This is a genomic window from Streptococcus rifensis (assembly GCF_053203525.1).
This window is the reverse complement of record NZ_JBRUCW010000005.1, coordinates 59,119-72,768: the sequence shown is the minus strand read 5'-3', so window position 1 is coordinate 72,768 and position 13,650 is coordinate 59,119. Positions and strand designations below refer to the sequence as shown.

Annotated in this window: 12 protein-coding genes; all 12 read right to left on the bottom strand. The window is 38.2% G+C overall.

Going from position 1 to position 13,650, the window contains the following annotated elements; genetic code table 11:
* Positions 1-56: 56 nt before the first annotated feature.
* Complete coding sequence (gene glpK, locus ACVRYP_RS04475) at positions 57-1,565, bottom strand: glycerol kinase GlpK (RefSeq protein WP_447467558.1); 1,509 nt, start codon at positions 1,563-1,565, stop codon at positions 57-59.
* 384 nt (positions 1,566-1,949) lie between these two features.
* Positions 1,950-3,299, bottom strand: coding sequence for an ISLre2 family transposase (locus ACVRYP_RS04470; protein WP_447467557.1), 1,350 nt, complete (start codon positions 3,297-3,299; stop codon positions 1,950-1,952).
* A gap of 174 nt (positions 3,300-3,473) precedes the next feature.
* Positions 3,474-3,689: a ribbon-helix-helix domain-containing protein gene (locus ACVRYP_RS04465; RefSeq protein ID WP_447467556.1), complete on the bottom strand. Its 216-nt coding sequence runs from the start codon at positions 3,687-3,689 to the stop codon at positions 3,474-3,476.
* A 58-nt stretch (positions 3,690-3,747) separates the two neighbouring features.
* On the bottom strand, positions 3,748-4,545 hold the full coding sequence (locus tag ACVRYP_RS04460) for a ParA family protein (RefSeq protein ID WP_447467555.1): 798 nt from the start codon (positions 4,543-4,545) through the stop codon (positions 3,748-3,750).
* An 86-nt stretch (positions 4,546-4,631) separates the two neighbouring features.
* Positions 4,632-5,216, bottom strand: coding sequence for a recombinase family protein (locus ACVRYP_RS04455; RefSeq protein ID WP_447467554.1), 585 nt, complete (start codon positions 5,214-5,216; stop codon positions 4,632-4,634).
* 158 nt (positions 5,217-5,374) lie between these two features.
* Positions 5,375-5,695: a hypothetical protein gene (locus tag ACVRYP_RS04450; RefSeq protein ID WP_447467553.1), complete on the bottom strand. Its 321-nt coding sequence runs from the start codon at positions 5,693-5,695 to the stop codon at positions 5,375-5,377.
* A 70-nt stretch (positions 5,696-5,765) separates the two neighbouring features.
* Positions 5,766-7,409: a helical hairpin domain-containing protein gene (locus ACVRYP_RS04445; protein WP_447467552.1), complete on the bottom strand. Its 1,644-nt coding sequence runs from the start codon at positions 7,407-7,409 to the stop codon at positions 5,766-5,768.
* Positions 7,410-7,415: 6 nt separating this feature from the next.
* Entirely contained in the window at positions 7,416-7,787 is a 372-nt protein-coding gene (locus tag ACVRYP_RS04440; RefSeq protein ID WP_111679708.1) for a plasmid mobilization protein, read from the bottom strand.
* A gap of 203 nt (positions 7,788-7,990) precedes the next feature.
* Positions 7,991-8,251, bottom strand: coding sequence for a transcriptional regulator (locus ACVRYP_RS04435; RefSeq protein ID WP_447467551.1), 261 nt, complete (start codon positions 8,249-8,251; stop codon positions 7,991-7,993).
* A gap of 66 nt (positions 8,252-8,317) precedes the next feature.
* The gene (locus ACVRYP_RS04430; RefSeq protein WP_447467550.1) at positions 8,318-11,560 is read right to left on the bottom strand and encodes a PBECR4 domain-containing protein; all 3,243 of its coding nucleotides are present in this window, start codon (positions 11,558-11,560) and stop codon (positions 8,318-8,320) included.
* A complete protein-coding gene (locus tag ACVRYP_RS04425; protein WP_447467549.1) occupies positions 11,561-13,288 on the bottom strand; it encodes a DNA topoisomerase in 1,728 nt (575 codons plus the stop codon). It abuts the gene before it with no gap.
* Position 13,289: 1 nt separating this feature from the next.
* A complete protein-coding gene (locus tag ACVRYP_RS04420; protein ID WP_447467548.1) occupies positions 13,290-13,625 on the bottom strand; it encodes a hypothetical protein in 336 nt (111 codons plus the stop codon).
* Positions 13,626-13,650 lie beyond the last annotated feature (25 nt).

Here is a 13,650-nt window from a genome sequence, read left to right as displayed (position 1 = left end):
TAGTAGCCCTCAAATTGTCCTGCACATCAATAATGATAGCAAATTATTCCAAAGCATTATTCTTCTGCTGCAAAAGCTTGGGTAGCCTTGACAGCTTTCTTCCACCCCTTATACAAGAAGTCTCGACGTTCTGCTGCCATCTCAGGCTGAAACAATTGCCCAGTATGGTCTAGAGTTTTCAATTCTTCAATATCTGACCAGTAACCTACAGATAAACCCGCTAAAAAGGCAACTCCAAGAGCTGTGGTTTCTAAATTCTTGACCCGCTCAATGGTTATGTTTAAGATATCGGCTTGAAACTGCATGAGCAGATTATTCATAGCAGCACCACCATCAACTCGAAGTTTAGGAATACTTATTCCTGAATCCACTTGCATAGTGTCTATGACATCGCGAACTTGGTAGGCGATGGATTGAAGGGTTGCCTTCACAAAATCTTCTTTACTGGTAGCGCGGGTTAGCCCAAAAACAGCGCCTCTCGCATCCGAATTCCAATAAGGTGCCCCTAAGCCTGTAAATGCCGGAACAACATAAATGTCATCCTCACTGGTAGAGGCTACTGCCAAACTCTCTGACTCTGGGGAGGTTTCTATCATACGAAGACCATCACGAAGCCACTGTACGGCACTTCCTGCGATAAAAATTGAACCTTCTAGAGCATAGGTGATTTTTCCATTTATACCGTAGCCGATAGTTGTTAACAGATTATTTTTAGAAAATTGCAGGTCTTCTCCTGTATTCATAATGATAAAAGAACCTGTTCCGTAGGTGTTTTTGACCATTCCTGGCTCCAAAGCTAACTGTCCAAAGAGGGCTGCTTGCTGATCTCCCGCCATCCCAGAGATGGGAACCTCTCCTCCATAAAAATGAAAACTTGTGGTATAGCCATAGATTTCAGAATTTGACTTAACTTCTGGCAACATGATTTTTGGAATATTGAGAAGTTCTAAAATGTCATCATCCCATTTCAGTTCCTTGATATTGAAAAGCATGGTCCGAGCAGCATTCGAATAATCTGTCACGTGAACTGCACCATCGGTCAGCTTCCAAACTAGCCAAGTATCAATCGTTCCAAAAAGCAATTCGCCCTTTTCAGCACGCTCCTGCGCCCCTGGAACTTGGTCTAAAATCCATCTGACTTTTGTGGCAGAGAAATAGGCGTCAATGACTAGCCCTGTTTTTTGATGGAAAAAATCCACATAGCCTTCTTTTTTTAAACGTTCTACAAGAGGTGTCGTTTGTCGCGATTGCCAAACAATGGCATTATATATCGGAAGTCCCGTTTCTTTATCCCAAACAACCGTGGTTTCGCGTTGATTAGCAATCCCTATTCCTTGGATTTGATTGGGCTTTAAATGGCCTTCGATAAAAACCTCTGCAATCACGGATTGCACCGAGTTCCAAATCTGATTCGCGTTATGTTCTACCCATCCCGGTTGCGGGAAAAGTTGGGGAAACTCTTTCTGACTACTTGCTACTTTTTCACCTTTTCTATTAAAGACAATAGCACGTGAACTAGTTGTCCCTTGATCAATTGCTAAGATGTATTTTTCTTCTGATACCATACTGATCTCCTCATCACCAGTTGAAAACGATTTCTATATATTTTCTATTATATCTTAATTCTCACAAGCTAGCTATCGATAACCGTTCAAAGAATGTGTCTGTTTTTGGGAGAAAATGAAAAATCATCAATCGAACGCAAACAAAGACCGAAACTTTCAACTTTTCCCTGTCCCAGTCTTGATTTATCGTCGTGATGATGATACAATACTATTAAACTGATTGAACAAGTACCATTTGTTTAATCGGTAGGCGGATAGGTGTTGTCGCACCTTCCGTCTTTTCTTCGTGTTTTTATATACCTCTATTATACCATACAAAGAGCCAAATGCAAGTGTTTTCTGAATTTTTTTACATTAAACTTTGTCATTTCAGGTTTTTTTCTTTTAGTCACGTTCCTCTATAAAATGTTCTCCCCATTTTTTCTTAACGTTTGTCCGTTTCAGCTGTGGCAGGGAATAGTTTTTTTGCTCATCATAACAAGATAGACCAGGAGAGTTTCTCTCTTGGTCTTTCATTGTGTCAAAGTGACTTCTCCACTCACCGAAAAAGAGGTCTCTCAACTCTCCTGTGTGGCTTAAAAGAATAGTCTGACTCATGGCGTTAGCCCCCTTCTTACTCCAATACATCCCCCTGTTTTTCATCCTATACGTGATTTTTCGGTGTTGCGATTCCATTATACCTATACCATTTGAACTCAATCCAAAAGACTCAGGTTTGTCCGTAAACCTGAAATTTTTCATCAGTTGCCTGCTGAAGCGTTGAAAGGCTTCTAATCTCTCATCCGACTCAATCAATGATTCTGCGGTATCAAGCACCGTCTTCAACCCTGACTTGTCTCGGTTTTTGACCGCTTTAAAGGCTTGATTGACCAAACCTGAAGGAAAAGGACTCAGGTTCTTTTTCAAGGCTTGATTCACGTGAAAAGCATCCCAAAAATGAAAGTGCTTTTTGGGATTGAAAGCATCTGCAAGCTCCTTAAATACTTTGGGAGAATAGCCCTTGCCACCATCTGAATTAGTAACAATCATGGTATTAGAATCAATATCATAATGCTGATAAATAAGGTCTAGGAGTTTATCTTTTGCACGTTGATAGTGTGTTGATACTACTTCTAGTTTATCCATCAGGATATTTCTTTTGCCTTTTTTACTTCCTGAATGGACGACAAAGTGAGCCAGTTCAAGGGATTTTTTCTTCTTGTCCGTTGACTGTTTGACCCAAACCCCATCCCCTTCAACATACAAGATTTTGGGTTTGACCCTCTCTTTTTCTTCCTCAGCCCAACTTTGAACAGATAGAGAGTCATATTCTTCTTTCTCGTTAATCAGTTGCCCTGCCACCTCTAAGGCGTGCTGAACGGTGTTTTTAGTAATATAGATTTTCTTCAGCAACTCCATCACAGCAACTACTTTCCGATAAGGCATATAATTTGATAGCTCAGTAATCTGATAAAGAAGCTCCTGGGAGAAGCGTTGACGTGGTTCTAAACCTAACTTTTCATCAACAGGGATTCTAACCGTATCTCCCTTCTTCCATCTGCTACGTGTAAAGGTCATTTCACCAAAGGAGAAAATCACAGTACGTTCTTTTTGGTTAATTCTTTTATATCCCTGCGCTCTCATGCTAGGCGCAATCTTTTTCTCATAGGCTTCAATCATCTTCAGAAAAGAACGCTGATTGTTTTGATTCAACTGTTTTGAAAACTCTCTTTCGTCAAGAATGGCTACATCCATCTACTTCACCCCATTTTTTGAAATAATAAAGCCTATTATAGCGATAACTCAGAATTTTGGGTATTAAAAAACGACCTCTCCATCAGGAAAGGTCTATATATTTTGGTCATCAATCGGGGTCACATCTAAAGGGAAAGGTCATCCTTCACATTATAATTATAAACATATTTATGTTTATAATTTTTTGAAATAGTCGTTAATAAATGAAGATGCTGAACGATAGCCTTTCTCTTTTGCCAGGCTGTCTATTTTTTCACGGACTGATGGCTGAAGAGTAAACTGATATTGTTTGGTCCGTTCAAACGTCTCAACTGCTGAAGGTGTCTTAACCTCTTTCAAGGTTTCCTGAAGGGATTTGCTGATTTGCTTTTTCTTAGATTCAAATGCCATGGTATCTCCTTTATCAATATATTCATAACTATATTTATAACTATGTTTATGTTTATATTTATAATGATATTCTATCAGTTATTTTCTGAAAAGTAAAGTCAATATCCTTGAAAAATGACTTATTTCCCCTGGTCAGCTCTTTATCCCTCATCATATCTGAAAGAGATACTTTATCAAGCGTTGACCTATTAAAGAGTTCTTTTTGAGGAATCATTGCAAGGACATTTTCCTCATTCTTAAGAGATGCTACCAATTCTTTGGATGATTTGGTATTGTGCTTAATCATATTTCCTAAAAAGAAAAGTTCTGCTGTCACATAGCTTTCACGGGTTTTAAAATCGAACGCTTCAGCTTTAAATTCTTCTAGTCGCTCCTGAAGGTTAAATTTTGCCTGGTAACCATGCTCTGACGGAATCACAGGACTTAACACTGCATGGCTAACAATGATAGCGTTACGAGTTGCCGTTGAAAAATCAGGATGGCAATCTATGATGACATAATCGTACTTCTCAATTCCTTTATCATCATAGTTATCCTCTAGCCACATATAAAGTAACATATCTTTATAGGCTTTGGTCTCAAGTTCTTTTTCTAACCTATCAAGACGGAGATAGCCTGGAATTAAGTCAATGTTCTCCTTAACATTCAAAAGAGCAACATCACCTTTCCCTCTAAAAATATTAGCGACTGTTCCCTCGTTATTAAAAACATCATAAGTTTGGGTTAAGTTGCATTGATGGTCAAGGTCAATAAACAAGACCTGCTTTCCTTTACTAGCTAACCACTCACCATAATTATAGGCAAGAGTTGTCTTCCCAACCCCACCCTTGATAGCTGAAAATGTAATAATCTTCATCAGAAATCCCTCCTGTTTTCTATGCTTCTATTATACCACTATAATTATATTTGTCAACATAATTATGTTTATAATTATAATTATATTTATCTTTTTATCTTATGCTTTTCACGATACCGCCTAAAAGTACGTTCGTTGATACCTGTTAGCTTGGCAACGTCTTTATCTGATAGACCTTCAAGGTAAAGGTCAAAGGCATGAAGAAGCCTGCTGTCATCTTCTGAAAAAATGGCTTTTCTGCCTTTGTACTTTCCTTGAGTCTTGGCAATAGCTATCCCTTGGCGTTGCCGTTCCTTTATGCGTTCCCTTTCAGCTTGTGCCTGGTACTTGTAGAGTTCCAGGATAAGATTGTTCAAGAGCCGTCTCAGGTTGTCATCCTCAATCCCTCGAAGAGTGGGAAGATTTAAGACTTCCAAGGTTGCCCCCTTTGCTTGAATATCATTCATGACCTCAGTTAGCTCCTTGTTATTTCTTCCCAGGCGTTCTAATTCTGTTACAACCACTATATCACCTTCACGGATATAAGCAAGCATGGCTTGCAACTGAGGGCGGTCTTTGTTAGCTCCGCTGATAGCTTCTTGAAAAAGTTTATCTACCTGGTTAAGCTGTTCTAATTGCCTTGCCATGTTTTGGTCAGATGAACTGATACGTGCATAACCAATTCTTGTCATTTATAGCCTCCTTTTTTGCCTAACTCTATTGTCCACCTTCTCAGACCTGGTAAATCAATAAATGAATAATAGGTCAATAAGGCATACTTTATTGTCCTCATCATTTAATAAAATATATAGAAAATGACCACATCTAATAGACATGACCATTTTTCTATTTACAAATTGAAATACATATCCCATTTGGGAATTTTTATTGCAAATGATGGAGCATTGCTATACTCATTCTCCCAAGCATCATACTCAATCGATTGATAGAGAGGAAAACTTGACACTGGAATCTCACCAAGTTCCAATTCTAATTTGATTTCATTATCCCATCTAATCAACAGACTATCTTGATATTTAATGAGTCTAGCTCTACCAGACCTAGTTAGAGGTAATTTTTCTGGTCTATGATATGTCACCATGTAAGTGCAGGGCCAGTCATTTCCATCTAACTGGCTAAGAAACTCTTCTAACGTTGTTGTTTTCTTCATAGTATATCCTCAAAGAACCTTTCTAAATATTTATAGTTTTATTATACTCCTATATATATTATTTTGTCTATCATCTCTCAACCTCTTCTCTATCTTTTTTAAGAGTGTGTTTAAAATCATCTTGACGTGCTTTAGAATTTCTTTCTATGCTTTCATATTTTGTAAAGTCTTTAACAATACTATCAAATTTTTCCTTCAGTGCTTTCCGTTCGATTGAAACCTCAACAACCTGTTTTTCAATCTCTTTTGGATTGACTGAAGGTGAAATATTGAGTTCTTCCAAAACTTGATAAGCTACTTTTGCATCAATCGGACTTTCCGAATGAATATCTTCAAGCGCTGAAGCAATTTTGTTCAAGCGTTCCACTTTGTCATCAAGATTATTTAATGAATCTTGTGTTTCTTCAATTTGAGCAATGAAGCGGTCACGTAGTTCATGAAACTGGTCAGAATCAGATACATTATGACTGACTAGGTAATTATATTCCTTGACCAGTAAATCCAACTTGGAAATATTAGGGTTCTTGGTCAAGATATATTCTCCACTCTCATAAGCAAGCTGATTGATAAGGGTTGACCCTTTCATAAATTTGTTACTTGCTGAATTGTCAGGATTGATGAAATAGAAAAAATCAGATTTCTTGATAAAGACATCAAAGCTCCCGTCATCCTGCTTATCAATTAAGCGACTTGGAATTTTAACTGTTCCTTGATTGGCTATCCCATACTGCATTTGAAGATAAATCCCTGTGTCTGTTTCATGCTCGACCTGCCACGGTTCAATCTTGACCCTGATTTCAAAATCTTCAGCTTTCTCGGCTTGTAATTTGTCATACTCGCTTTTAATTGACTCTAGCGGATGCACGATTTCATTTTTAGCTATTCGCTCTTGAATTTGTTCCAAAGAGTAACGCCCCTTTTTTGACAAGGTGCTGTCACGGGTATTTCTCTTTTGGTCTTTATCAAGTAATTTATATTTGGCATATTTGCCTGAAAAGTCTACTGCAAGATTAAGCGCCTTTGCCTTCTCTTGAAAGTCCCCTAGACTGGTTGAGTGTTTCAAAAGAAATTCAAGACGGGACTTGATTTCTAATTTGAAGACATTTTCTTTCTGATATGCTGAGTATTCTTTGTGACCAAATTGATTTTTATTTTCAAGGATTTTTGCTCCTGCTAAATCAGCATACTTATCAGAAATTTGCTCCAGGGCTTTTTTTGTTCCCTTCTGCCATCTGAATTTATTAAGAGTTACTGAGTTAGTGGAATTGATATAAATGTGATTGTGTAGATGCCCCTTGTCCATGTGAGTGGCAATCACAAATTGATGACTTCCACCTGTCAACTCAAGTGCCGTCTTTCGTCCAATTTCATGTACCTCTTCAGGTGTCAGATTATCTTCAGGGGAAAATGATTGAATAACATGGTGGGCTAAAACGTCATTTTTGACCAACTCCTCATTATTGATTGGTCTGCCTTTTTCTAAATTGGCAAGTTGCTTCAGTTGCATCATTTCTGAATAAGCAGACTCAACATCAATTATCAGATTTCCTGAGACCAACTGAGAGACAGGTTGACCATTTACAAACTTGATAGGAAAGTTTAAATCTGAATCAAGTAATTCAGCTCCAATGGTTTTAGCACCATCTTCAATATACTTGATACCATCAGATAATTTATTGACTGATTTTATCTGTTTGACTTTTGTTACTACCAAATCAATTTACTCCTTTCTTTCCTTCAAGACTTTTTCAATATGGGCAATTTCTCGGTTAAAATTTTCATCAACCAAGCGTTTAACCTCTGCTAACGATTCCTGCAAAGTTCGATAATTTTCAAGACTAACTTCTTCATTCGTGTTGATATATTTTACAAGTTGGTTGATATTTGTACCAATTCTATTTATCTCTGTTCTCAATTTTATCAACTCAGAATAATCAACTGTTACCACCTCACCAGTCAAAAGCATATAACGAGCATAAGTGTTAAAATTTTTAAATCCATGAAGTGCCATTCTTTCTTTTATCAGGTCATTTTCTCTTGGAGTCACTCTCATTTTTCGCTGAATCTCTCTATATCGTTTCTCGTTTGTCATTGAAATTATCCTTTCATTTTTCTTGACAAGTACACTCTTATCCCCTATACTTTTCAAACTGGCAAGCATAGCATTTGGGTACCCAAATGCAATATTTAAAAGATTTTCCCAAAACTCAAAACTGGCAAAGTGCCAATTTTGAGCGGGTCAATCTTTCAAAGTTTTGGGGAATATCCCCAAGCCCCTAAGTCGTCCTTCAGACCTTAATTGACTTCAACTTGTTGAAGCAATTCTTCTTTTTTGGTTTGATACTCTTCATCAGAAAGAGTTTCAAGATAGCTGATTGTCTCAGCATATTCTTGAGCTAAATCAGGGTCAATGTCTTTTAGCTCGTCCGCATCTTCATCTAAAAGAGCAATCGCTTTTCTGCGCTTGGCTTCGATAAAATTTTCATTCTTTGTATATGTGCCATTCTCAAAATAGAATAGGTTCAAAAGTAATGTTGCTTCGATTGTTTCATTCATGGTTTTATTCCTCCGATTGTTTTCTTCGACTCATAAAGCCTGCTGATAATTGAGCGACAAGGTCTTTTACAGGCTCATCTCGTTGTCGCTCTTTTGTGCTTTTTTTGGCGAATCTTTCGCCTGCTCTTTCTCTTTTGGCTCAACTGTCTTTTCTTTATCTTTGTTTTTCAGTCGGTCAATTTTTTCCTGAAAAGCATCTTTTTTTAGTTCCTTACTTTGATACTTTTCAAGCGATTTATCAATTCTTGAAATCAAACTATCTGCTTCTTTTTGGACAATTTTGATTTGTGCTTCTAGGTCTGAAAGTCCTTCAGGGTCTTGTGACCATGTTGCCAAATAACCAAAACTGTAATCACTTGTGTCTAACCCATAGTGACTAGCAACAACAAAAGCGACTGACTCCGCTTGTAGTTCTGCGGTACTTCGTTTCAATGGTGCTTCTTGCAACTTTTCTAAATTGTGTAAATCTGAATGTGCCATTTCATGGAAGATTGTTTTTAAAGTTTGTTGCTCAGACATCCCTTGCTTAATCACAATATGATTTTCTTTTGGAGAGTAATAACCATTGGAAGTTCCTGTGTCATTGCTGAAAGAAAGAGGTACGCCATTAGCTTCTGAAACCTCTTTTGCTGACTTATAAAGATTGCCATAATCTTCATAAGTCCCTTCGAGTTCATAGATGGGTTTTGCTAATTCTTTTCCGCTTGTTTGCGAAATATCAAAGACAGGTACTAATTTGAATGAAGTGTAAGTTTGTTCATTGCCATTTTCGTCAAGTAATGGTTCTTTGGTTTTTGGGTCTTTTCTTTTTAGTGTGATTGGAGCAAAAATCCGTAGCGCCTTCTCACCTTTATTGACACTTCTTTCAAAGTCATCCTTCCACTTTTTGAAAGATGCCACGTGTGAAGCTTCAGGATTTTGCATTACAATCAACTGAATATTTCTTGGGAAATAGCTGTGAAACTTGCTCATAGTTTCAAGGTATTGTTTATACGTATCTGATTCAAAATAATCATTGACACCGTCCTTCAATAATTGCGAAAGCCCTTTACTGTCTTTTGCTTCAATCAGTTCAGCAACAGTTTTTGTTGGTTCTGAAGAAGGGGTATTTTGAGAATTTGGATGCTCAGCATCAACTGGATTTGACCCATATCCAATTTCTTCATTATCCGATTTCCCGTCTCCATCTGTATCTGCATTGTAAGGACTTGTCCCTTGATTTTTCTCTTGTTCATCAGAAAGACCGTCACCATCTGAATCCCGTTCCAGTTCTTCTTGTTGATGTTGTTCAATCTTTTTTTGCTCTTCTTCTCTAAGAGTTTGGTCAAGCTGATTTCTTAAATTTTGGTCTTGATTTGTTGACATTATATGCCCTCCATCTTGTAAATTTATTTCTTCTTTAAGCGGTGTAACTTCTTTATTTTTCTGTAAAGTCTCAAGCATTTCTTTTCCATTATCCGTGATAAATTCATTATTAAGAGATAGAATTTTTATTTGATTATTCTTTTCAGCAAATACACCTAAGATAATTTTTTCTTGATTCAATGCATCTAGTTCAATGTTTAAGGCTGTATTTGGTTTTAAAAGCGTTGCAGGGAAAGATGAATTGTCATCAGTCCTAAAAGCTAATAATATATCCTTATCATCAGAACGAATAGAGCTTGAGACATCGAGTCGTCCCATTTTTTCAACTGAGGATAAATCATCAAAAACAAATGAATCTGTTTCAAATATTTCAGGTAGTAAAGGTAATAATTTTGCTTTATCTCTAAACCCTGTTCCAACGGATAAGTTAGCAAAGTTTCCGTTTCCTGAAGCTATATCTTCGATAAACTGCTCTGATAGATTGTCCGCCCATTCCTGGTAAACAGGAGCTAGTCCTGTTAAGTGCATCCAATTTTTCTTCTCAAAGTCAATCTGAAGCATTTTAATTTCGTCAAGGTCTTGATAGAAATAAGTGACCTTGCTATCAGCAAGCTCATTCAAATACCAGGATGCTGACTTTTGAAACTCTTCAGCATATCTATTAAGAAAACGAATATCTTTGTCTGTTGCATAATGATAGCCATTTCTAAGCCCAACACTTGACTCTTTAGACCTATCAATGTTAAAATATAAGTAAACATTGGCAGGAAAATCAGGTTGAGTCATTGACTCTTCGGGTTGCAGTGCTATCCCTGAAACTTCGGTTTCTAAAGAACTGAAATTGCGATTAAAAAGTTCGCCCCCAATGTTAGATGGCTCTTGACTTCGGTCAGGAGCTTTTTCTTGTGTCTTAACTGTTGGGGACTTAGATTCTTTCAAGTAATCATTCCAGTCCATTTTGTCCTGGTCTTCTGCTATTGGTGGAAGGTCAAGGGTAAGTCCAATTTGTTTAGCAGTCAGGCGCTCAATAAAGGTATGACCTGCTTCATCATTATCAACGGCAAGGGTAATTAAATCCTGGTGTTTTCCATCTTCAAAGAAAGTGGTTACTCTAGCCATATCAGCCAGGAAGGAGGATTTTTTCTCCTGGTCAACCTCGCCATTAAGTTCACCAACTTCAGATAAGAGTTCCGCCACGTGACGACTCACAGTTGATTCTTTTAAGCCATCCATAGCAACTAAACGGACATCCTTCAGGGTGTCCTTTTTGAGTTCATAGTAACTCATCAGGTCTATTGGGGCTTCTGCAAAAACTAGACGGGATGGTGTCCCAATATCAACGTGCATCCCTGTCAAGCCATCTGAAGCCCTCATTATTTGTTTTAAGCGCCCTCTTTCGTACAAGTCTAAGTTTTCCCTTATCCCTTGCAAAGAAGCTCCTATAACCTCATTTTGAGTGTCCAGACTCTTAAAAACTAGGACAGGTTCAAAGTAGTCACCTGTCTTTTTAGTGGCTTGTGATAAGACGCCTTTTTCTGCGAAAAAATCGATCGTCTCATCAGACAAGCCCCTGACGTCCTTCAGGTATTCTCTCCCCTCTTTAAACTCTGTTTCATAGGGTTCAAGATAATAATGAAAAGGTTCTTTTTCAGGGATAATAGTTGCATCCACTACATCAAAGCTCCCCTCTTCCAGGAAATGTTTAGCTTGCTTAAAAGAGACAGATTCTCCTGTCATTTCTTCTTGGACTATCTGAACCATTTTTATCACGTCACCACCAATAGAACGGGCAAACCAATTGAAATAATTATCCCTGGTATTGATAGTAAAGGAATCATGCTCCTGCCAGGAGTAAGTATGACTTCCTGTTCGGTTTAATTGCATTCCTAGACTTTCAGCTATCTCTAAAATAGATAACTGCTTCAGTTCCTCAATACTTGCCATTTATCCCTCTCCTTTCTCTATTTGAGCTCTTATGGCTTTTTTAGTTTGCTCAATGAACCAGTCTTTAGACTTTTGACCTTGACCAACCAACTGAAGGGCAGTCTCCCACTTTCCAGTTGTTTCAGGATTGGTGTACATCACTTCAAGATTATCCAAGAAAAGGACTAACATCTTTCCCCTTTCTGTCGGAAAAAGTTGCCCTGTCTTCTTGTCACGTGTAATATAGTCACGGTCAATAATTGTCTTGATGATGCCTGCTCGTGTTGCAGGTGTCCCTAGATTGTACCTTGGAAGCACTTCATCAAGGAGACTACTTTCTGTCAGTCTTGTAGGTGGTTTTGTCTTGTCTTCTTTGATTTGAGCTTCAGTGGCTATCCTTGCCCCTTCCTGGTAAATTGGTAAGACTGAATCTTTGTTTTCTTTTTCAGCAAGTTTTGTCCATCCCTCACTAGTCATCACATTTCCTTTGGCGCTGAAGGTGTTTCCGTTATTATCAAGTGTCACTTGTGTTGCTTGATAACGGTAATCAGGAGCAAACATCAAGAGCGTTCTCTTGAGGATTTCCGTATAGATGATTTTTTCATCTCCTTCAAGTGAACTCACGTCTGACGTGTTTTCCGTTGGGATGATGGCGTAGTGTTCCATCTGTTTATCTTGCACATACTTCTTCCGTGGCTTAACGTTAGGTAAATCAGCTTCAATACCCAGGATAGCTTTATAATCATCAAGGTATTTAATCAGGTATTCAAATTCATTAGGGGTAATCAATTTGTGGTCAGTACGTGGATAAGACGTAACCCCTTTTTGATAGAGGTTTTGAGCTATTTCAAGGGTATAAGCTGAATCAAAGTGATATTTCTTACTCATTTCTGATTGAAGACTTGTCAAATGGTATAAATTTGGCGCAGAAACCGCCTTATTTTCGCTTTGAATAGATTGGACGACCGAATATCCCCCAAGAGCCTTTAGAGCCTCCTGTGCGCTCTCTAGGGTCTCAAATTTGGTGTTGTTTTTGAAGATTGTCCCTGCATCATCAATCAGTTCTACCTTCCAAAACGGTTTAGGCTCAAAAGAATCAATAGCCAGGTCATTTTCAACGATTAGAGAAACAATCGGTGTCTGTACTCGACCAACTGAAAACTTCTTCTCCTTCTCCCCTAAATAACCTAACTCCTGGAGCTTCAATGATGTCCAAGGACTGAAATTAAAGCCGACCAACCAATCTGATTTGGCACGTGCTTCAGCTTCTTCAGCATATTGTCGGGTTTCTTCAGCAGGTCTCAGACTTTTGAAGGCTTTGACAATTCCTGAATCCGTCAGAGAGTTGACCCATAATCTATATTTGACCTTTTTCAGAGCATTTGGAATCAATCTCAAAATCAAATAAGCGATAGACTCACCCTCACGATCTGCATCTGTCCCTATGATGATGCAATCTGCTTGATTGACCTCACGTTTTATCAGGTTAAATTGCTTTTTCTTATCCGCCTTAACCTCATACTCGAAGGTCTCAGGAAAAGCGGGTAAGTTTGCTAAGTCCCAATTTTCATAGTTCTGATAAGGATTCTTTATCTCGACCAAGTGACCAACGGCTGAAACCACCGTCACTTGACCGTCTATCAAGTTTGTTGTGACTTTCCAAGCCCCTTTTTCATTCTTAGCTTGTCCCAGGGCATGAGCATATTTCTTGGCTTGGTCAGGCTTTTCAGCCAGTACCAGGTATTTCATTTCACATCACCTCTATTTCCTCCTGAAGAAGTCTGTCTATGTTGTCCTTCAGATAACTCAGGTCTTCTTTTGAAGCCCCAATCGATTCTACCTCCAGGCTTCCTTCATAGTATCTAGGGTAGCTGAAGAGTTGCGGAGCAACTGCCTGAAATTCTTCTAGCTCTAAAGTCTTTATCAGCGTACCGATAAAGACCTTCAAAACTTCACCCTCATTACTTTTTTCAGTCACCTGGTGTCCCAGGGCAAATTGTTTGAGTGCTTCAGCCATAGTCTCCATTTCAACGGCTGAAAAGAGGGTTTCAAAGTATCCTATTCCTCTTGTTTCTTGTCTTGTCATTGTATTTCCTCCAAAATAACAAAAC